This is a genomic window from Streptomyces agglomeratus (assembly GCF_001746415.1).
GTDB lineage: Bacteria > Actinomycetota > Actinomycetes > Streptomycetales > Streptomycetaceae > Streptomyces > Streptomyces agglomeratus.
Genome location: NZ_MEHJ01000001.1, coordinates 7,846,104 through 7,866,273 on the forward strand (window position 1 = coordinate 7,846,104; position 20,170 = coordinate 7,866,273).

Genomic DNA, 20,170 nt, shown 5'->3' on the forward strand with positions numbered 1-20,170 from the left:
GTGTTGCGGACGCATACGGTCCGCAACAAGGGTGTACACGGTCGTGACAGCCGCACCGATACCGGTGGCCAACGGACCAGATGTCCAGATAGCGGCGAGCGCCAAGGCGGAGGCACCGATTCCCACGGCCGTTAAGTACCTCAACCACCCATGAGTACGACTGCCGTTCTGCCGCAGATACGGTGACACGCTGCCCCCCCGTTGCGTGACGTTGCTTCCATTCTCGCCACCGTGTCGGGCATGTCGAGGGGACGGCCGGTTACATGACCGAGATGAGGCCTTCTCTGTGCGGCAGGAGGCACGGAGAATCCGGCTCCCCGTCCGCGCCCGCCCGGTCTTGTCCTCTCGCTGACCGGGCGGGCGGTTGCCACCCCGGGTCTGGCCCTGTCCACTCCTCGCCCAGCGAAGGAGTCCATCCGTCCCAGAGCACGTGATCACTCTCGCGCCGGACGCTCACATACAGAACGCCGAAGCAGCCGTCGGTGCACGATGCCTCGGCCAGCCGAACCTCATGCGGCTTTGACGTAGTAGTGAGAGGACCGCCCGGCACCAAGAGGTACTCAGGTTCTTCGCCCAGCCCCTTCGTGAACGCGTCAGCCAGGATGGCACTCCCATCAACCAGCGCTCGAACCTCGACCTTTGCGCCCCTGGGATCGGGAACAGCAACGCGAAGGGCGAGGCAACGCTTCTGATCAGTCATCGGACGATTGTCGGCCGCGCCCCGCACCGCGCGTCGCGTCGCGTCGCGTCAATTCTCACCACCGACCCCCTCCGACGGGACCACCCACGATGGCGCAGACCCGGGACATGAGGATGTCACCGGCCGTCCGCCCTGTCCGCGCCGGGCGACCTCGCCTTCGGCTTGGCCGACGGGTCGGGCTCGCGGGGCAGGTGCGAACGGGCGCGCTCTGAGGTCCGGCAGGAGTTGAGCCGCCGTGGTGTAGTCCCTGTCTCGGCTCGTTACGGTACGGGGATGATCGACATCCGTCCCGCCACCCCCGACGACGCCCCCGCCCTTGCCGCCGCTGTCATGCGTAACCGGGACCGCATGCGGCCGTGGGAGCCGTACCGCCCCCAGGGCTACTACACGGTCGAGGGGCAGGCGCAGCGGCTCGCCGACGGTGCCAAGCGCTGGTTCGCGCTCGGCAGGGAGGCAATCGTCGGCGTCGCCACCCTTTCCGGGATCGCCCTCGGGCCCCTCCGCAGCGCCTCCCTCGGCTACTGGATCGACGGCGCCTACACCGGCCGCGGCCTGGCAACCAACCTCGTCGACGAGGTCTGCCGCGCCGCCCGCGAACAGCTCGGCCTGCACCGGATCGAGGCCGGGACCCTCCTCGACAACCACGCCTCCCAGCGCGTCCTTGCCAAGAGCGGCTTCGAACGCATCGGCACCGCGCCCCGCTACCTCCACATCGACGGCACCTGGCGCGACCACTACCTTTTCCAGCGCATCCTGCACGACGATGCGCCGTCGCAGGGGTAAGTCCTAGGCGTCCGCCGTGACCTTCTCGCTCGCCTTCTCGGCGGCTGCCTCGGGCACCGATTCGACTGTGCGGCCCGTGGGCGCCGTGTACATCACCGAGTTCTGCTTGTTCTCCTTCTCGACCATCCCCTTCTTCACGAGGCTTTCCAGGCTGTTGCGCACCACCTGGATCGAGGCCGACCGGCGGTGCTTGTCCGCGAGTTCGGTGTGGACCTCGCGGGCCAGGTGCGGGTGCCCGGGCTGGGTGCGCAGGATGCTCAGAACGACCTCGTGCAGCGGCGGCTCGGCACGCTTGGCGGTCTCGGCCACGTGCTGGGTCGCCTTCTCGACGGTCGTCTTCTTGACGGTCGCCTTGTCACCACCAGCCTTCGCCTTCGGCGCATGCGTCCTCTTGGCGGGGGTCTTGGCGCGCGTGGTCTTCTTCTTGGCATTGGAAGGGACAGGGGTTGCCTTGGCAGCTTCCCGCCGTTGCTGCGGCACCGTCTGGGAGGCCGCTGCCTTGGCCGGTGCGCCGGCCTTCTTTGCCTCGAGCTGCTGCAACAGCCATGCCTCGTCGGCCTGCAGCTGCTTCAGACGTTCCGCCAGCCTCTCTTGCTCCTCGCGGTTCGCCGCAAGATCGGCGCCGTACTGCTGCGCGTACTTGCTCTGGATGGGGGTGTTGTCCGGCTCTTCGGCCACAGCAACTCACTCTCTTCGTACCTGATGGATGCTGCCGGATGCTACCCACCGCGCGTGGCTGTTGTTGCCGCCCGGTCGCAATGCCCTTCCTGCGGGTACACGGACTTCGCGTTGCTGGCCGCACACCGGCGGAGCAGGCGCGAACGCCGAGAATCCGCCATACGTACCTGTTGCCGGGGGCGCCCGGGGGGCTGCTCCCTGGCAGCGTCATAGGCTCACGACGGGGGCAAGCCTCGATGGGGGAGGGGACGGCATGACGAGTATGAGGGTCCACTGGAGTGACGCAGCGGCCTGCCGGGGCACCGATCCGGACGAACTCTTCGCGAACACCGCGGGGCAGAAACGGGCCAAGACCATCTGCGCCGGGTGCCCGGTCCGCACCGAGTGCCTCGCTGAAGCTCTCGACAACCAGGTCGAGTTCGGCGTGTGGGGCGGCATGACAGAACGCGAGCGCAGGACGCTGCTGCGCCGCAAACCCGACGTCGTCTCCTGGCGGAAAGTACTCCACGAAGCGCGCCGCGAACACGAGCAGCCGCACGCAAGCTGACGCCCTTCGCTGAGCTCCGTCACCGTCCAAGGGCGCGGGCCCGTACCGGCCACGGGCCCTGCCGCGCTGGGCTGTCTTCGAGCTGCATGTGCCGCCCGGACCCGTCTGGGACGGCGAGCGCACAACGAGCCAAAGCCCCCGAGGGCTGGGACGATGTCCGAACTGACGGCGCTGGATGGCAACGCGACGCAGTACGCCCTGCGCGTGCGGGACAGGTGCGCCCGAGGCGTCTGAGACGTCTCGCTGACGGGGTGAGCAGCTGGGGGCGTTCCCGCCCACGGGAGGAGTTCGCACGCCGCCGACCCGCACGACCACATCAAAGCCGAGGTGGAGCAACGGCTCGAGCGCGCACTCCAGGACGCCGAAGCACGCGCCGCAGCGCTGTGTGATCGTCTGCGCAAGGGTGCCGAAAGCCGCGCCTTGCCGCACCAGCAGCCGCAGGCACCGCATTCCCGGGCGCAGGAGCAGTCCACCGCCGCCCGGCACACCGGGACGATTGCGTCCGCCCGGGCTGGGGTCGAGGCCGTCGCGGCAGACGCCGTCCGGCAAGGTCACGTGTACCTCCGCGAGGTCGTGCGCAACCAGGCCGAGCCCGTGAGCGAGCCTGTGTTCCACGACGAGCTGCCGGAGATCAAGCTGCCCAGCAGCGCCCGGGAACTGCTGGACTATCCGGGCGTCGCGTCCAACAGCACCCTGGCACCGCCGGAGACGGTCAGCTGCGAGGACCTCGAGCGCCGGTGGACCACGGTCCAGTCCGGTCCGGTCGCGCCACACACCGAGCGGCTGCACGTCGTGCACGGCGAGGACACCGGGGCAGGTGGGGCCTGATGTCCTGGACCAGGAAAAGCGTTCACCTTCGCGGGGTCTCCGCGCGCGTGCCGGGCCGCACTCATCCGATGCCGGTGCCCTCGCGGCCGCCTGCCCCGCGCGGCACGGCTCCGGTGCGACTGCCAGGAGTGACCGGTGCCTCACCGGCCGTCATCGAGGACCGCTTCCGGCACCTCGTGATGATCCTCGCCATCGATGACAGCGGCAGCACCTACGGCTTCTACGGCACCGACCCGCGCGGCGTCCGGTACGCCGTCACCGCGGACGCCGATCGGGGCGCTCTCCTCGGGACGATCGGCCGCCAGATCCTCACTGGCCTGCTCCCTCCCCGGCGGCAACGGCTCAGCACCCGCAAGGTCAAGTCGCCGATGTCCCGCCACAGCGAGCGCCACGCCGACGGTCGGCCCGATACCAGCCGAACCGTCACCCGCCTCGACGTCACCGTCCTCGAACCCGTGGACCAGTCACCCGCGCCACCCACAGCCTCCCGGGACGACCGGCACGCCGCCCCCGCCGCACGGCGCCGACACCGCATCCTGACCCTGCTCCAGGAAGAACCCACGCGCCTGTGGCAGCCCCGTGAAATCGCCGACCGCTTCGGTGACGTCACCCTGGAGACCATGTACAGAGTGAACCGGTGGGCCGTCAGCGGCCTCATCCACAAACTCGGCCCCGGCCTCTACGCCGCAACACCATGGTCCCCAGGCCCACTTGCGTGACCTGCGAAAACGTTAACTAGCCGGCCTTGGGGGAGGCCCCGCTGACCCATCGGGCAGCCTCAACCCGGTGAACCAATGCGGTCACAGCACGGGGGTGGGCGGCCGTCGGGTCCGCCGCCGTACCGGCAAAGATCCAATGGGACGGGGCGGACGCCGCGCCGGCCCGTTCGTCCGGCCGTGCAAGATGACGTGTGCACGACATTTGCCTGGTTTGCGTGAATTGTCATCCTATGGGAGTGCGGCTAGCGTGGCAGGAGTAAGCCTCGTCTGCTCCGCGGAGGCCGTTATGACCTGGCTCACCGATCGTGCCGTCGGCTCGCTCAGGGAGCGGATCAGGGGAGACGTCCTCGGGCCGGAGCATCCTGAGTACGACGCCGCCCGCTCCGTGGCCAACGGAGCCATCGACCACCGCCCCGCCCTGCTGGTCCGCTGCGTCGAACCCGCGGATGTCGCCGCCGCACTGTCCTTCGCCCGTGACGAGCACCTCGAGGTGTCGGTGCGCGGTGGGGGGCACAACCCGGCGGGTGCCGCCGTCTGCCCCGACGGGCTGGTCGTCGACCTGACCGCGATGCACGCCGTCACGGTCGACCCCGAGGCCCGCACCGCCCGCTGCGGCGGCGGAGCCACCCTCGCCCAGCTCGACGCCGCCACCCAGGCACACGGCCTCGCCGTGCCGGCCGGCACCATCAGCCACACGGGCGTCGGCGGCCTGACCCTGGGCGGTGGCATGGGCTGGCTCACCCGCCAGCACGGACTGACCGTCGACAATCTGCTGGGCGCTGAGGTGGTGCTGGCCAACGGCACCCTGGTGCACGCGTCGGCGGAGGAGAACCCGGACCTGTTCTGGGCGCTGCGCGGCGGCGGTGGGAACTTCGGGGTGGTCACGGCCTTCGACTTCGGGCTGCACGCGGTCGGGCCCGAGGTGCACGTCGGTGTCTTCTTCTGGGACATGTCGGTGGGCCGCGAGGCGATGGAGCTGATCCGCGAGGTAGTTCCGACGCTGCCACCGAGGCACAGTGTGCTGGTCGGCATCGGGCTGAACGCCCCGCCAGAGCCCTTCGTACCGGTCGAGCACCGCGGCAAGCTCGGCCACGCACTGATCATCGGAGGCTTCGGCGGCGCGGAGGAGCATGCCGCCGCGGCCGCCCTGCTGGACGGTGGGCCGCCGAGGCTCTTCGAGATGCGGACCCCGCTGCCCTACACCCACCTGCAGAGCATGCTCGACGACGCCTCGCCGTACGGGATCCTCGACTACGAGAAGGGGATCCCCATCACGGAGTTGAGCGACGACGTGATCGCGCTGCTGAACGAGTACCTGCGGCGCAAGACCTCGCCGCTGACCTTCTGCCCGACCTTCCGGCTGGACGGCGCCTTCACCGAGGTCGACGAGGACGCCACGGCCTACGGAAGCCCGCGCGAACCCGGCTACATGATGGGCCTCACCGCCCTCACCTTCGACCCGGAGGAGCTGGTGGCCGACACCGCCTGGGTCAGGGCGCTGTGGACCGAGCTGCTGCCGCACGCAGTCGGCCCCGGTGGCTACGTCAACTTCATGACCGAGATCGAGAAGGACCGCGTCCGGGCGTCCTACGGGCCGGAGAAGTACCAGCGGCTGGCCCGGATCAAGTCCAAGTACGACCCGGAGAACGTCTTCCACCGGAACGCCAACGTCGCCCCCGTCGCAGCCTGACACACCGTCACGCGCGAGGCCCCCGGCGACCTCTTGGTGGCGCCGGGGGGCCTCGTCCGTTCACTGCTTGCCGAGTGGAACCTGTTCAGCAGGTCTGCTCCTACGTCACCATTGGTGTCGCGTTCGGGGTCGGTGGACTCCTTCCAGGTCTTGTGCGCTGGAAGGTGACCCCGCGTCGGGCGAGCAGGCAGAGCAGGGCCTCGCGGGCGATCCGGATCACCCGATCGTGGACGCGGCGCAGATGGGCAGCGAGGATCCAGGCAGGCCAGGCCGATCTCGTTGAACCGGTGGATGGCGTCCCGGACGGTGTTCTCGTCCGCCGCCACCAGCCGGGCGATGACCGGCACCCGGTTGCCGCCAGCCGGGGCCGGCAGCATCATCACCCGCCGGTAGCGCACCGAACTGGTACTTCCCCGCCGCACGATCGTTGTAACGGCTGGCCGCCTCAGCAGGGCCAACCACAAGCCGGCGAACTTATGCGGTCACAGCACTAGTAGTACTTCGTTAGGTTGATTTGATCTCGGGCTGCCGGGTTGGGCATGCTGCTCTGATGGAGCTGGGGGAGATCGAGCAACTCCGGGGCGAGCTGGGCGAGTTCGTGGCTGAGGTGTTCGCGTCGGTGCCGCGGAGGGATCAGCGGGCGAAGGGTGACTGCTACCTGCGGGGGTTGATGCTGGACGGTCGCAGGAAGTCGATCCAGCCGATGGCCGAGCGGCTGCCGGACGGCGACATGCAGGCCTTGCAGCAGTTCGTGAACCAGTCTCCGTGGGACCACGTGGCGGTGTTGCGGGCGGTAGCCGTCAAGACGGTTCCCGTCGTCGATCCGATGGTGTGGGTGATCGACGATGTGTCGTTCCCCAAGGACGGGAAGATGTCGGTGGGGGTGGCCCGGCAGTGGTGCGGGGCGTTGGGCAAGCAGTCGAACTGCCAGGTCGCGGTCAGCCTGCACGCCGCGTCCGACACCGCTTCCGTGCCGATCTCGTGGCGGCTGTTCCTGCCGGCCGAGTGGCAGGACGACACCGCGCCGGGCCAAGGCGGGGGTGCCCGAGGAGGTGGGGCACCGGGAGAAGTGGCGTCTGGCCCTGGACCTGATCGACGAGGCGATCGGCTGGGGCCTGGAACCCAAGGTGATCGTCGCGGATGCCGGGTACGGCCAGAACAACGCCTTCCGGCAGGCTCTGGCCGACCGTGGTCTGGACTTCGTCGTCGCCGTCCGGGCGGATGAATCCGCTCACCCGGCCGACGCTGTCCCCACCGCCCCCGCCTGGAGCGGAACCGGACGCAAACCCGCTGTCCGCTACCGCACCAAGGCTTCCTCCCTGAAGGACCTGGCCACCGGGACCGGACGCAAGGCATACCGGCAGGCCACTTGGCGCACCGGTTCGCGCGGTGCGATGCGCTCAAGATTCAAAGTCGAGACGGTGCGTCCGGCCGGCGTCGCGGCCCGCAGGCACGCCATCGCCCGGGCTGGCGGCTCCACCGCCTGGGACGGTGTTCTGCCCACGGCGACACTGCTGAGCGAGTGGCCCACCGGCGAGAAAGCGCCCACCGAGTACTGGCTGACCAGCCTGCCCGCCGACACCCCGCTGCGGCAACTGGCCCGACTCGCGAAGATGCGCTGGAGGATCGAGCACGACTACCGCGAGATGAAGCACGGCCTGGGACTGGACCACTTCGAAGGCCGCACCTGGCGCGGCTGGCACCACCACGCCACCCTCGTCACCGCCGCCCACGCCTTCTGCACCCTCCGCCGCCTGGACCCAAAAGCAACAGCGCCGGCCTGACCTTCTACCAGGTCCTCCACACCATGCAGGACCTGTTGCTCTGCTGGACCGGCGCATGCCCCACCTGCCATCGCCAGTTACCACCCCGAAGGCGAAGACAACAGACCCTCTCCAGCCCGACCTAACGAAGTACTACTAGTGTCCTGCGCCAGAAATGGCGAGACTAAGTCTGTAGGCTGTTTTCATGGTGTCTCGGGGTCCTGGTGCTGTCGAAGTCGTGCTGTCTGCCGAGGAGCGGGCGGAGTTGGCGCGTTGGGCAGCGGGTGGTGCGGTGTCGGCTCGTGTGGCGGAGCGGGCCCGTATCATCCTGGCCTGTGCCGAGGGCGGCTCCAACACCGCTGTGGCGGCAGACTTCGGGGTGTCCACGGAGACGGTGCGTAAGTGGCGCTCGCGGTTCGCGGTCCGGCGGATGGCGGGCCTCGTGGACGAGCCTCGGCCGGGTCGGCGCAAACCGGAACTGGTACTCAGCGAGGCTGAGCGTGCGGAGCTGACGCGCTGGGTGCGGCGGGCGACGACCGCGCAGTTCCTGGCGCTGCGGGCGAGGATCGTGCTGCGGTGTGCGGAGGGCGGGACCAACAAGGAGGTCGCCGCCGAACTCGGCGTCGCACCGGGCACGGTGAACCGCTGGCGATCAAGGTTCATCCGGTTGCGGCTGGACGGGCTGATTGACGAGCCCCGCCCCGGCAGGCCGCCCTCGATCCTGCTGGACCAGGTGGAGGACGTGCTCACGGCGACGTTGGAGTCCACCCCGGGCAAGGACACCCACTGGTCGCGGGCCTCGATGGCGAAGCACTCCGGGCTGTCGAAGTCCACCATCGGGCGGATCTGGAAGAAGTTCGACATCAAGCCCCATCTCCAGGACGCGTTCAAGCTCTCCACCGACCCGCAGTTCGTCGCGAAGGTCGTCGACGTCGTCGGCCTGTACCACAACCCACCCGAAAAAGCGGTGGTGCTGTGCGTGGATGAGAAGAGCCAGATCCAGGCGCTGGACCGGTCCCAGCCGGTTCTGCCGATGATGCCCGGCATGCCCGAGCGGCGCACCCATGACTACTACAGGCACGGCATCACCAGCCTGTTCGCCGCCTTCAACATCGCCGACGGCAGCGTCATATCAGCACTGCACCGCCGCCACCGGGCCATCGAGTTCAAGAAGTTCCTGACCCGGATCGACAAGGTCGTGCCCGCCGGCCTCGACGTCCACCTGGTCTGTGACAATTACGCCACCCACAACACCGCCGAGATCAAGACGTGGCTGGGAAAACACCCGCGCTTCCACATCCACTTCACCCCCACCGGCTCCTCCTGGATGAACCAGGTCGAGCGGTGGTTCGGCCTGTTGACGGACAAGCTCATCCGCCGCGGCGTGCACACCTCCGTGAAGGCCCTCGAGCAAGACATCACGGCATGGATCGAGGGATGGAACGAGAACCCCAGGCCCTTCACCTGGACCAAGACCGCCGACGAGATCCTGAACTCCCTCGCCGACTACCTCACGAAAATCAATCCGTAGTCATCGGGTTGTTCGCCGGTGCTCTGCTGCGGCGGATGTCCGAACGAGTCTTCGCCGCAGCCGGAATCATGCTGTTCGCGGTGGGTGTCGCCCTGCGCGTCATCCCCTCGGTGCCCGTAGTTCTGCTTGCCAGCGCGGTGATCGGCGCGGGACTGCCCTGCGTGCTGATCGCGGCTATGACGGCCGTCCAACGCGAGACGCCAAGCGAACTCCTGGGCAGAGTGGCGGCCACCGCAAACAGCCTCCTCTTTGCCCCCAATGCCATTGCCCTGGCCACCGGAGCGGGCCTGCTTGCTCTCGTGGACCACCGAGTCCTGCTCCTCGTAGCCGGAACCGCAGCGGCCATCACTGCGGCCAGCTGCCTCCTTGGTAGACGTGACCGGACACATGTAGCAGCCCCCGAACAGCACATCCGATCGGCGCGTAAGGCAGGCGTAGAAGTCCCCCCGGAACAGAGACCACGCGGCCAATGAACAGTCCCGGACAGCAGCCTGCCGATGATTCACTCCGTTCGGGCCGCTGCGCGCCGCTCGTTCACCCCACATGCCTGCACTGCACTGCCGTCGCCTGAAGAGATCGAAGCCGCCCGCACGCCCGCCGGCGGCTGGAAGCGTGACCAGCTCGCCGCCTGGGGCGTCTCGTGGCCCCCACCGAAGGGCTGGAAGGACGAGCTGAACGAGCGCACCGCTGCCCCGCCCGACCCCGACCGCCCCGGCGCAGGAGACGCTCGACTTCGGCTGACCCTTCGACGACAGCGGGGCCGGACAGGATCACCCTGCCCAGCCCCGATGCCCATCACGTCCACCGCATCCCGACCTGGGACAGTTGCTCGATTCGCTCGGGCGTCAGCATCGCGGCGCGGGAGCGTTGGTTCCCAACCCACGCACCGAGCTTCAGATGTACGACCCGCCGCTCCTGGTCCTCGCCGCTGCCCCCGGTGGTGATCGTCTCGACGTGCTTGCGCGGCACCCAAAGGTGCCCCTCGCGCTCGAAGAACTGCCGGGCCGCGGCGAGGTGCAGCGCCCACTTCTGTGCCTGGCTCGTACGCAGTTTCGGCTTCTCGTCCTCGGTCGCGGGCTCGATCCCGAGGACCTGTTCGCACATCCACTGCTGCACCCCGGTGAGCTTGTCCCACCCAAGCCTCACCGACTGAACCCACCGCCCCAGATCCTCGCCCTGGCGCACGACTTCGCCCGCCATGGTGGGCAGCGTCCCGCCCGCGTCCAGGTGCAGCCGGACCAGGTGGAAGCACCGCTGCCACGTCACCGGCCACGCCGGGTGCGATCTCTCGGATTCGTGGGGAGTGTCTAATCAACGGCGGATCTGCTGGATCAAGGAGATGCGTCTGAGAGACGCCGTGGTTCACCCACGAGGAATCCTGGTTGGACATGTTGCCCTCCCACCAGCGGTCGTCGCCGCTGTGCTCGATCTTCATGCCGTCGAAGTTCGCGTGCGTCCAGACGCAGAAGTAACCGCGGCGACAGTCCGCGGCCTCGGATGTGGCCGCGGCCGTCAGGATGGCGCCGGTGGAGATCACGGCGGCTGCGAGAACAGTGGTGAAGCGTTTCACGGTCGTGAGGTTCCTGTCTGTAGTGGGTTGTTGAGCACGGTGGTAGCTGTGGTGAGGGCGTGGGCGCGCAGTCGGCGCCAGTCGGCCAGGTCGGCGTGATGCCGGGCGCGGACCTCGGTGAGGCTGCGGTGGGTGTGTGCTGCCTCGGGTTCGAGGTTGTTGACGATCACCGAGGCCCTGAACCAGCGGCTCTGGTCGCCGTAGAGCCGTTGCTGCGCGGCGGCCAAGCAGCCGTCGGTGTGGGCGCGTACGACGTAGCCGGTGGGCAACGCGATGGACAGCTCCGCCGGGCCCGTGCCGTAGAGAGCAGCGGCGACGCGCTGCTGTTCTGCGGCTGGCGGCGGACTCTGACCGGGGCTGGACGGGGTGAGGCCGTGGCGGGTGAGGCAGGCATCGGTGAGGCGCTGGGTAGCGGCCTTGATTACCTCGTCCGGCGCAGGCTGCGGCGCCGGAGCCGTGCAACCTGCCAGGAGCGAGACCGCCAGCAGGCAGCCGGGAAGGAACAGGGGAACGGGCAGAGGCACGGCCCGTAGACGGAGCCCCACCCGCAGTCCAGCCCTGTATGAACCGCCCTGGGCGGTTCCTCCACGAGCTCGCCGAGAGCCACCGACGGCAACCTCGCTCACCACCTGTGGCGGGGTCCGCTCCAGCAAGAACGACTCAGGCGCACCCTGTCGGTTCATGATCAACACACCGGGCGAACGATTCAGTGATCCAAAGGAAACGGCTGTTCGCGACCGGGACCCCCGTACCGAGCAGGAAGGGCAGATCGTCCGCGAGGCGAAGTCGAGGCCCTCGCCATCTACCGCTCGAAAAGCCCGCCAACCAGCGATCCGAATCAACGAGCTGACCAGCGGCGGACCCCAACGGGCCCCGCCAACTAGCATCGCCGACCAGGTCCGCATCCGCCGCGACCTGCACCCCTTACGCACCGGCGACGAGACGGTCACCGACCTCAAGATCCTCACCGGCCGCCGCATGGACCTCGTCGCCGACCGCACCCGCACCGTCAACCGGCTGAGGGCCCAGCTCACCGGGATCTTTCCCGGCCTGGAACGGCTCCTGGACCTCACCAACAAGGGCCCGCTGACGCTGCTGACCGGCTACCAGACCCCTGCGGCCATCCGCCGGCTCGGCGCCAAGCGCCTGGAGACCTGGCTGCGAAACCGCAAGGTCCTCCGAGCCGATCAACTCGCCACGACCGCGGTCGAAGCGGCCGAACGCCAGCACACCAGCCTGCCCGGGGAGAACCTGACCGCGCAGATGGTGCACACGCTCGCGAAGGAGGTGATGGCCCTCACCGAGCAGGTCGCCGAGCTCGACAAGCTCATCGAGGCCCGGGTTCGCGACCACCAGCACTTCGAAGTGATCACCAGCATGCCCGGCCTCGGCATCATCCTCGGCGCCGAGTTCCTGGCCGCCACCGGCGGCGACATGGCCGTCTTCGGCACCCCCGACCGCCTCGCCGGCTTCGGCGGCGTCGCACCGGTCCCACGCGACTCCGGCAAGATCAGCGGGAACCTGCGACGCCCGCAGCGATACAACCGACGGCTCCAGCGCGTGCTCTACACCTCCGCGCTGTTCAGCATCCGAAGGTCCGAGGAATCTCGCCGGTTCTACGACCGCAAACGCGCCGAGGGCAAGCGCCACACCCAAGCCGTCCTTGCCCTCGCCCGCCGCCGCGTCAACGTCCTCTGGGCCCTCCTCCGTGACGGACGGTGCTACGAGCTCACGCCACCGACCGCCCTCGCGGCTTGACAGACGGCATTAGGAATCCCTACAAGAGGTCACCAGGTTCCATGGCAACTGATGTGTCTCAACGAACCGAGTCGCCGTCTCACCGGACGCAGTCGATGGTGCTGGTCATCTGGAAATCTCGGATAAAACTACGAGGCCCTGTTCTCGTATAGCTACCGTCAGGTGGCGTCTGTGCCCATCCGCCCTGATCAGGAGGAAGAACGCCCGAGGCTCCGGCTCCTGACCGCCGCCGCCCCCGGACTGGCCCCTGGCTCCCAGCCGGCTACCGGCAGAACCTCTGGAAAACTGCTCAGGCAGCTCTCAGATCAAGGTCACGGGAGACGTACGATATGAGAGTGGAGCTACGTCGAGCCGACGGCGGGGTGATCGCGGTCGAAGTGGTGGGGGAGCCGGACGCGCCTGCGGTGCTGTTCTGCCACGGGTTGGCCGACTCCCGGCTGGCCGCGCACGGCTTCGCAGGCGCGGCTCACGCGCTCGGACTGCGCCTCATCGCCCCGGATCGCCCCGGCATCGGCGGCACCGATGCCCGTCGCCTGCCGCGGGTCGTGGACTGGGCTGCGGAAGCCACCGTGGTCCTGGACGCGTTGGGCGTCGGCTCGGTGGCGCTGCTCGGCGTCTCGGGCGGCGGAGCGTTCGCGGCCGCATGCGCGTCCGAGCTGCCTGACCGCGTCCGCAGCCTGCTGCTCATCGCGCCCCTTGGCCCGCCTACCTGGCCCACCCGCGGGATGGCAGCCGGGCAACGCGCCTCCTTGCAGGTCGCCCGGCACGCTCCGGCCTTCGGTGGCTGGTTTCTGGGCCGCTTGGCCACGCTGGCGCGCCGGGCGCCAGGGCTGTTCCTTCGCCTGGCAACCAGCGAGATGCCCGCCAGCGACCGGCGTGCCCTCGCCCAGTCGGACGCGCGCGCGGCCTTCCTGACCAACTACCTGCGAGCGTTCCAGCGCGGCAGCTGGGGAGTCGGGCAGGATCTGCGCGTGCTGACCCGACCCTGGGGTTTCGACCTCGAGTCGATCACGGTGCCCACGTCGATCCACCAGGGGGACGCCGACACCACCGTCCCGCTCCCGCACGCCCGCCACTTCGCCGCGGCGATACCGGGCGCACGCCTTCACATCCATCCCGGCCAAGGCCACTTCTCCATCCTCACCGCACCCGAGCAGACGCTGGCGACACTCGCCGCATAGCCGGTCGAGGTTGCCGCCGGAGATCACGGCGACGGCGGCGCGTCCGGGACCCGGAGGCCGTCGAAACGGCGCATGCCGACTTCGTGCCCTCCAGCAGCGCGGCCGCAGCCCCAAGTAGTTACTCAGCGTTACACGCCACCTGGCGGTAGCTATACGAGAACAGGGCTTACGAGGGCGGGATCGGAACCTCGTGTTCTGCTGGAATCGCTGAACTGCCGCCGCCCAGACGACGTCCTCGTCCGTCGGACGTTCGCTCTGTACGTCTTCGAGCAGCTCCTCTCCGAGAGCCTGAGCGAGCATCGCCTGCTCAGCGGCACGATCAGCGGCAGGCAGCCCCAGGAACAGCACGGTCGCCTGACGCAAAAGAATGCCGGAGCTCTCCAACGCGGCGAGTGCGCGCCCGATCTCATGCCAGCCCACGCCCGCCTTCAGTGCTGCGTCGATAGCCGACAACGACACGGAGTGCATCCCCAGCACGAGCCGGTTCACGGTCTCCAGCGCCTGCTGTGGATCTGCCATCACCTGCCGTTGAAACTCTTCCCGTAAGGGGTCCTTGGCCAGCGCGATCGATACTGCCCCTGCGTTCTTGTCGTCCACGCCTGTTCAACGAGCTGGGCCCGGTCGGGCTACGTGTCGACAGGATCGTGAGACGGCGACTGAGTTCATTGAGACAGGACAGCTGTGAGGTGCCTCGCCAAAGACGTTCCGCCGCTGTCCTCTGTCAGGTGATCTTGACCGTTTGCCAGGTGAGTTTGACCGCCCGGTTCAGAGAGCGGGTTCGTGTCGGACCGCACGGAAGACTTCACTAGCGCACGATTCATTTCAGTACGCCCTTCAGTGCCGCAGCGAGGGTTTCAGTGTGGCGGCCTGGGAGGCGACGGGCGCGCTCGATCATCCTCCGGGTATGGCACACCCGAGCCCCGAACCCTGCCCGACTCCGCCTGACTGGCCGTACTGCGCACACGGCGCAGACCCCGCTACTGATCCCGTCGGCTGCCGCGGCATCCACGTCCCCGGCCACACCGCATGCCTCGCCCACCTGGCCGAGGCCGACCGCGACGCCTACCTGGCCGGCCTGACCCCCGGCACCGACATTGACCACCGGGGCACCCCCTTCACCGAACCCCTCCTCGAAGCCCTCCGCGATCCCGCCACCGGGCACCCCCGCCTCGGCGGTGCCCGGTTCCAGTCGGCGAGCTTCCAGGGCGAAGCTGGGTTCGACTCGGTGAACTTCCAGGGCGAAGCCGGGTTCCAGTCGGCGACCTTCCAGCGCGACGCCGGGTTCGCGGAGGCGACCTTCAAGGGCGAAGCCTGGTTCCAGTCGACCTTCAAGGGCGTCGCCTGGTTCGACTCGGCGACCTTCCAGCGCGACGCCTGGTTCCAGTCGACCTCCAAGGGCGAAGCCTTCAAGGGCGTCGCCTAGTACCAGTCGACGCCCTTCCAGGGCGACCTCGGGTTCCAGTGGTGGCCCTTCCAGGGCGTCGCCTGGTTCGGGTCGGAGAAATTCCAGGGCGACCTCGGGATCGAGTCGCCCTACAAGGGCGCGACCTTCAAGGGCGTCGCCTGGTTCGGGTCGGCGACCTTCCAGGGCGACGCCGGGTTCGCGGAGGCGACCTTCCCGTTTCGGAGGTACCGGGACCAGTCCCTCGGCCACAGGGCGCAAACGGGCGTGAGTAGGGGCGCCTTGGGATCAGACAGGAGCGAAGGGGCTCAAACGGACCCTCGACCGTCGTCACCCGCCACAGACGCCACGAAGGCGACCGCCAGCCTCAACCTTCACAGGCAGGCCACCCATCCAAGAGCCCCGGGTGTTTGGCCCGCGACTACGAAACCCACCCGCACCGGTCCGAAGCCATGATCCGCCTTGCGATGATCGACCTGATGAGCCGTCGCCTCACCCGCGAAACCACGCTGAACTGGCGCAACACATAACTCGCCCGGACAGGCCTCAGCGGCAAGGAGTCAGCCCTCGTCAAAGCCGCGGAAGGCCCCTGATCCATCAGCGGCGTCGGCGAACTCAGCAAAGTCCATGTTGGCGATGCTGAGGTTGGCCGAGACATCAGGAAACCACTGAGCAGGGAGCCTGAACGTCCGCCCAGGCTCGTCCGAGAGGTCCACGGCCAAAAGCGGGTGACCTGGATCCTTCATCGTGGCCGCGTCAGCCAGAAAGATGTGGATGATCTGGGCGTCTTCATCCGCAGCAGCCTCTTCATCCATCAATGCCTGAACGCCCACACCAGCGAAGCGAAGCTCGCTGACATACGTGGCATGGGGGTACTCGCCAGCCGCGTCGAGCGCGGCTCGAACCGCGTCCCAGGCTCCGTCGTCACCGAAGTCGGTACGCAGTACCAGCGAGGTCAGATCATCAGGCTGAGGCAGAGGCATCCTGTGATCCTCTCACCCAACGCTGACATCGACCGTCACACCCACCGCGCCTGCCGAACTCCGCAAACAACCCGGCGATATCAAACGGGTGTGTCAACTTAACGGCTGATCTTGGTTGTTGAAGGTCAGTTGTTGCTCGGGGTGAGGCGGCCTTCGAAGGCGATCTGGAAGGCGTTCAGGGGCGCCTTCCAGCGCATGGTCCACCGCTTGCGGCCCTTGCCGGTCGGGTCCAGGCTCATCAGCGCCATGTAGATGCACTTCAGAGCGGCGGCTTCGTTGGGGAAGTGCCCGCGGGCGCGGACGGCCCTGCGGATGCGGGCGTTGACGCTCTCGATCGCGTTCGTGCTGCAGATGACCTTGCGTATCTCGACGTCGAAGGAGAGGAAGGGCACGAACTCGGCCCAGGCGTCCGACCACAGCTTCACGATCGCCGGATACTTCCCTCCCCAGGACTCCTGGAACTCCAGGAACCGCTCCGTCGCCGCGTCCTCGCTGGGTGCGGTGTAGACGGGCTTGAGTGCCTTGGCGACCTTGTCCCAGTCCTGGCGGGCGGCGTAACGGAACGAATTGCGCAGCAGGTGAACCACGCACGTCTGGACAATCGTGCGAGGCCAGACGGTTTCCACAGCCTCGGGAAGGCCCTTGAGCCCGTCGCAGACGAGCATGAGCACGTCGTCCAGGCCGCGGTTCTTCAGCTCGGTGAACACGTGCAGCCAGTACTTGGCGCCCTCGCCGCCGTCGCCGGCCCAGATGCCGAGGATGTCGCGGGTGCCGTCCACGGTCACCGCCATCACCACGTAGATCGGACGGTTCGCGACCTTCCCGTCCCTGATCTTCACGTTGATGGCGTCCACGAACAGGACGGGGTAGACGCGGTCGAGGGCCGGTTCTGCCATTCGGCCATGCCGTCCATGACCTTGTCGGTGATGGTGGAGATGGTCTGTTTGGACCCTCCGCTCCGTAGACCTCGGCGAGATGAGCGGAGATCTCCCCGTGAGTGAGGCCCTTCGCGGACAAGGAGAGCACCATCTCGTCGACGCCGGTCAGACGCCGCTGCCGCTTCTTGACGATCTGCGGCTCGAAGCTGCCGGCGGTATCGCGCGGCACCCTCACCTCCACCGGGCCGACATCGGTCAGCACGGTCTTCGCCCGGGTCCCGTTGCGGCTGTTGCCGTTGTTCTTCCCGGCCGGATCGTGCTTCTCGTAGCCGACGTGATCGGTGATCTCGCCCTCCAGGGCGGACTCCAGCACCCGCTTGGTCAGCTGCTGCAACAGCCCGCCCTCCCCGGTCAGTTGCAAACCCTCGTTGCGGGCACGGTCAACGAGCATCGCAACGAGCTGCTCGTCCGACACCGCACTCGACGGTGCCTGAACCACCTGCCCGGCCTGCTCGTTCTCCACGGCGGTCTCCGTCATCAGACGCATCTCCTTGATCCAGCAGATCCGCCGTTGATTAGACACTCCCGAACTCGGCGAACGCGGCAAACGCCCTGGATGGGCGCATAAGCCACGCCTCGTGATCCTTGCTCCCACCGGACAGCTCCCGCCCAGGGCATGGGGAGACGTCTCACGGAGTGTCCTCGACTCCGCCACGTCCGCGCTAAAAGGGGGCGGCTCGTTCGACTCACCACATACGACGCGGTCTTGAGTGCCGGTGTACTGCCGCGACATACAGGCCGACGCGTCGCCGTCCTTGAGGAAGCCCGTGTAATCGATGATCAGCGCGGGATGTGGGAGCCGTCGACGGCAGCCCGGGAGAAGTCCAGGGCGTCCGCGTCTTGGTGATCAGGTGGTGCCGGGGAGGCCGTAAGCTACTCATCGGTAATCGGGGGGTCGCCGTGTCTGCGGCGCGTCCTCCCGGGGGAATGCAGGGTGCAGGCCGCGCCGGACCGACCATCCGGTGGCGCCGCGCCCTCAGGCACGGGACGTATATGTATCAGCATTCGAGATTGCGGGCCGTTTCTCTCCTTCTCCTGTTCAGCCTCTTCGTGACGCTCGGCATGGGTAAGGAGAGCGCGCTCGCCGCACAGAGCATCAAGGTCGTCGCCGCGGAGAAGGAGCTCGTCCGCGCGGAGGCCGGGCTCGACACCGACCGGATCGCCTCTATCGCCAAGGGCACCGCCGCCCTCTCCGGCTGCGGCAAGCTGCCGCTCCTGGAGAAGCCCGCCTGCTACCGGGACTTCGCCGGTAAGACCGTCAAAGTCGGCGCGGGCCTCGGCATGTTCGCGTACGGCATCCACTACCTCCACAAGGACACCGTCAGCCACTTCGGCACGGTGAAGAAGGAGGTCACCGGGCTGCAGAAGCTGAAGGAGGCATTCAAGCAGGACCCGAGCACCATCGCGGACCCGGAGTACCGCAAGCAGGTCGAGGGCCAGATCCGCGCGGTCGCCGCCGGCGCCCAGAGTGACATCGACAAGCTGATCCGGGACGTCCTGGAGACGATCGAGACCATCCTGGTCATGATCCAGCTGACACTGATGCTGATCCAGCTGATCCTGATGCTGGCGAAGATCGTCGGTGACCCGAAGTTCCAGAAGGCCGTCAACAGCGTCAAGGGCAGCCTCGAGGGCATCAGCAAGGCCTTCGACCAGATGAACGCCGGCTTCGCGCAGATGAACCGCGGGCTGAACGGGATGAACGACGCCCTCGACGACATCAACGGCTCGCTCGACGACATGAACAAGTCCATCGCCAAGGCCAACAAAGGCATGGGGCAGCTCAACGAAGGCATCGGCGAGGCCAACAAGGGCATGGGGCAGCTCAACGAAGGCATCGGCGAAGCCAACAAGGGCGTCGACGACATGAACAAGGCCGTCCCCGCCATCACGAAGGCCGCCGAGGGACTTCACGAAGTGCCCGCCTTCGAGTTCGACTTCTCCGACCTGGGCAAGACCTGGAGCGACAACTCCTCCAGCCTGGACAGTGCCGAGCAGCAGCGCCGCATGTCGATCCTGCTCGGCATGTTGCCGGGCGTCGGGGACGGCAAGGGCATCGTCGAGGCCGTCACCGGTAAGGACCTGGTGACTGGCGAGCACGTCAGCGGCTTCGACCGGGGCCTCGGCTCCCTGGCCGTACTGCGCTGGCTCAAGCTGGGCGGCAAGCTCATCCCGGACGACATCAGGGGCGCGCGCAAGGGCGACGTGGTGTTCGAGTGCAACAGCTTCCCGGCCGGTACGCCGGTGCTGATGGCGAACGGCTCGCACAAGCCCATCGAGGATGTGCGCGCCGGTGACCTCGTCCTCGCCACCGACCCGGGCGGCGATGGGGAGCTGACACGGCCGCGGCCGGTTCAGTCGGTGCCGTTCACCTCCTCCTACACGACCAAGGCGTTCGTCCGCCTGACCGTGGCCGCCGACCAGGAAGACTCCCGCCGACAGGGCACTGTCACCTCCACCGAGAACCATCGGTACTGGCTGCCCGAGCGCGCCAGCTGGGTCCCGGCCGGCGAGCTGCGGCCCGGGGACCGCCTGCGGACCCCCGAGGGCGGCCCGGTGACGGTCGCCGCCACCGATCGCTCCGACGAACGACAGGACACGTACGACCTCGACGTCAGCGGAATCGACAGCTACTACGTCCAGGTCGGCACCGAGGATATCCTCGTCCACAACTGCACCGACCTGGCCCGCGCCGAGCGGATGTTCCCGGGCGTCGCGCACACGCTGGACGAGCATGTCAACGTAAACCAGCAGCAGATGAAAGACCTGGCCATTAAGAAGACCCGCAAGAGGGGCCGGCCTACCCCTAACTCCCGCTGGTCGAGCGCCGAGCTCGCCCAGAAGGCCGTCAACCAGCTCGTCGCCGAGAAGGATGCAGAAATCAGGAAGTGGGTCGCGAATGCCGGTAAGCCCAGTGGAAAGCAGCAACTCACCCTCACCGGTACATACGGCACCGGGTCGCTGGGTGACAGCGTGGACCACCTCGGCAACCACACTGCGACGACGAGCAACCGTTTCACCGTGACCCTGGTCGCCAAGCGTGGCCACAAACCCGGCGGGTTCTACGTCCATACCGCCTACCCGCTGCCGTAAGGAGTC

General features: G+C 67.9%; 14 protein-coding genes and 6 pseudogenes. 13 read left to right on the forward strand and 7 right to left on the reverse strand.

The annotated features are described in order from the left end of the window. The first annotated feature begins 973 nt into the window (after window positions 1-973). Window positions 974-1,483, forward strand: coding sequence for a GNAT family N-acetyltransferase (locus AS594_RS34500; protein WP_069774659.1), 510 nt, complete (start codon window positions 974-976; stop codon window positions 1,481-1,483). 3 nt (window positions 1,484-1,486) lie between these two features. Here AS594_RS34500 and AS594_RS34505 read toward each other — a convergent pair whose 3' ends face one another. Beyond that, entirely contained in the window at window positions 1,487-2,161 is a 675-nt protein-coding gene (locus AS594_RS34505; RefSeq protein WP_069774657.1) for a BlaI/MecI/CopY family transcriptional regulator, read from the reverse strand. A gap of 253 nt (window positions 2,162-2,414) precedes the next feature. Between AS594_RS34505 and AS594_RS34510 the strand changes: the two genes are divergently transcribed. The 4 genes from AS594_RS34510 (at window position 2,415) to AS594_RS34525 (ending at window position 5,945) form a co-directional block, all read left to right on the forward strand. Continuing rightward, window positions 2,415-2,708 carry a WhiB family transcriptional regulator gene (locus AS594_RS34510; RefSeq protein WP_069774656.1) on the forward strand — a complete coding sequence of 98 codons (294 nt, stop codon included), beginning with the start codon at window positions 2,415-2,417 and terminating at the stop codon, window positions 2,706-2,708. Between the two features lie 327 nt (window positions 2,709-3,035). Then, window positions 3,036-3,536 carry a hypothetical protein gene (locus AS594_RS34515; protein WP_069774655.1) on the forward strand — a complete coding sequence of 167 codons (501 nt, stop codon included), beginning with the start codon at window positions 3,036-3,038 and terminating at the stop codon, window positions 3,534-3,536. 128 nt (window positions 3,537-3,664) lie between these two features. Beyond that, window positions 3,665-4,255 carry a hypothetical protein gene (locus AS594_RS34520; protein WP_069935731.1) on the forward strand — a complete coding sequence of 197 codons (591 nt, stop codon included), beginning with the start codon at window positions 3,665-3,667 and terminating at the stop codon, window positions 4,253-4,255. A 286-nt stretch (window positions 4,256-4,541) separates the two neighbouring features. Further along, complete coding sequence (locus AS594_RS34525; protein WP_069774652.1) at window positions 4,542-5,945, forward strand: FAD-binding oxidoreductase; 1,404 nt, start codon at window positions 4,542-4,544, stop codon at window positions 5,943-5,945. A gap of 77 nt (window positions 5,946-6,022) precedes the next feature. Here AS594_RS34525 and AS594_RS41650 read toward each other — a convergent pair. Next, window positions 6,023-6,409: pseudogene (locus AS594_RS41650) on the reverse strand (helix-turn-helix domain-containing protein); the annotation flags it as partial. A gap of 86 nt (window positions 6,410-6,495) precedes the next feature. Here AS594_RS41650 and AS594_RS34530 point away from each other — a divergent pair. The 3 genes and pseudogenes from AS594_RS34530 to AS594_RS46615 all read left to right on the forward strand — a co-directional run bounded on the left by AS594_RS34530 (window position 6,496) and on the right by AS594_RS46615 (window position 9,712). Next, window positions 6,496-7,729, forward strand: a pseudogene (locus tag AS594_RS34530) (IS701 family transposase). 184 nt (window positions 7,730-7,913) lie between these two features. Then, window positions 7,914-9,239 carry an IS630 family transposase gene (locus AS594_RS34535; protein WP_079148804.1) on the forward strand — a complete coding sequence of 442 codons (1,326 nt, stop codon included), beginning with the start codon at window positions 7,914-7,916 and terminating at the stop codon, window positions 9,237-9,239. Window positions 9,240-9,274: 35 nt separating this feature from the next. Further along, window positions 9,275-9,712: an MFS transporter gene (locus tag AS594_RS46615; protein ID WP_420877870.1), complete on the forward strand. Its 438-nt coding sequence runs from the start codon at window positions 9,275-9,277 to the stop codon at window positions 9,710-9,712. A 322-nt stretch (window positions 9,713-10,034) separates the two neighbouring features. Here AS594_RS46615 and AS594_RS34540 read toward each other — a convergent pair whose 3' ends face one another. The 3 genes and pseudogenes from AS594_RS34540 to AS594_RS34545 all read right to left on the reverse strand — a co-directional run bounded on the left by AS594_RS34540 (window position 10,035) and on the right by AS594_RS34545 (window position 11,333). Further along, complete coding sequence (locus AS594_RS34540; protein WP_069774710.1) at window positions 10,035-10,505, reverse strand: helicase associated domain-containing protein; 471 nt, start codon at window positions 10,503-10,505, stop codon at window positions 10,035-10,037. A gap of 91 nt (window positions 10,506-10,596) precedes the next feature. Further along, window positions 10,597-10,809, reverse strand: a pseudogene (locus AS594_RS46620) (peptidase inhibitor family I36 protein); the annotation flags it as partial. Next, window positions 10,806-11,333 carry a hypothetical protein gene (locus tag AS594_RS34545; protein WP_240509167.1) on the reverse strand — a complete coding sequence of 176 codons (528 nt, stop codon included), beginning with the start codon at window positions 11,331-11,333 and terminating at the stop codon, window positions 10,806-10,808. The gene AS594_RS34545 and the pseudogene AS594_RS46620, both read right to left, overlap by 4 nt. Window positions 11,334-11,694: 361 nt before the next feature. Here AS594_RS34545 and AS594_RS34550 point away from each other — a divergent pair. The 4 genes and pseudogenes from AS594_RS34550 to AS594_RS43335 all read left to right on the forward strand — a co-directional run. Then, a pseudogene (locus AS594_RS34550) lies at window positions 11,695-12,567 on the forward strand (IS110 family RNA-guided transposase); the annotation flags it as partial. Window positions 12,568-12,902: 335 nt separating this feature from the next. Then, window positions 12,903-13,748 (forward strand): alpha/beta fold hydrolase, encoded by an 846-nt coding sequence (locus AS594_RS34555; protein ID WP_167368087.1) that lies wholly within the window; start codon window positions 12,903-12,905, stop codon window positions 13,746-13,748. Window positions 13,749-14,652: 904 nt separating this feature from the next. After that, window positions 14,653-15,171: a pentapeptide repeat-containing protein gene (locus AS594_RS34560; protein ID WP_069935732.1), complete on the forward strand. Its 519-nt coding sequence runs from the start codon at window positions 14,653-14,655 to the stop codon at window positions 15,169-15,171. Between the two features lie 389 nt (window positions 15,172-15,560). Next, a pseudogene (locus AS594_RS43335) lies at window positions 15,561-15,680 on the forward strand (IS5 family transposase); the annotation flags it as partial. 30 nt (window positions 15,681-15,710) lie between these two features. On the opposite strand, the gene AS594_RS34565 reads toward AS594_RS43335, so the two are convergent. Further along, on the reverse strand, window positions 15,711-16,133 hold the full coding sequence (locus AS594_RS34565; RefSeq protein ID WP_069774286.1) for a DUF6924 domain-containing protein: 423 nt from the start codon (window positions 16,131-16,133) through the stop codon (window positions 15,711-15,713). 125 nt (window positions 16,134-16,258) lie between these two features. Beyond that, window positions 16,259-17,462 (reverse strand): annotated as a pseudogene (locus AS594_RS34570) (IS256 family transposase). Window positions 17,463-18,082: 620 nt separating this feature from the next. Between AS594_RS34570 and AS594_RS34575 the strand changes: the two are divergent. Beyond that, window positions 18,083-20,164, forward strand: a complete 2,082-nt coding sequence (locus AS594_RS34575; RefSeq protein ID WP_240509168.1) for a pre-toxin TG domain-containing protein — start codon at window positions 18,083-18,085, stop codon at window positions 20,162-20,164. Window positions 20,165-20,170 lie beyond the last annotated feature (6 nt).

Coding starts and splice junctions, on each gene's coding strand:
- AS594_RS34525 (WP_069774652.1), top strand. CDS start 4,542: ATGACCTGGCTCACCGATCGTGCCGTCGGCTCGCTCAGGGAGCGGATC.
- AS594_RS34500 (WP_069774659.1), top strand. CDS start 974: ATGATCGACATCCGTCCCGCCACCCCCGACGACGCCCCCGCCCTTGCC.
- AS594_RS46615 (WP_420877870.1), top strand. CDS start 9,275: ATGTCCGAACGAGTCTTCGCCGCAGCCGGAATCATGCTGTTCGCGGTG.
- AS594_RS34560 (WP_069935732.1), top strand. CDS start 14,653: ATGGCACACCCGAGCCCCGAACCCTGCCCGACTCCGCCTGACTGGCCG.
- AS594_RS34510 (WP_069774656.1), top strand. CDS start 2,415: ATGACGAGTATGAGGGTCCACTGGAGTGACGCAGCGGCCTGCCGGGGC.
- AS594_RS34565 (WP_069774286.1), bottom strand. CDS start 16,133: ATGCCTCTGCCTCAGCCTGATGATCTGACCTCGCTGGTACTGCGTACC.
- AS594_RS34535 (WP_079148804.1), top strand. CDS start 7,914: ATGGTGTCTCGGGGTCCTGGTGCTGTCGAAGTCGTGCTGTCTGCCGAG.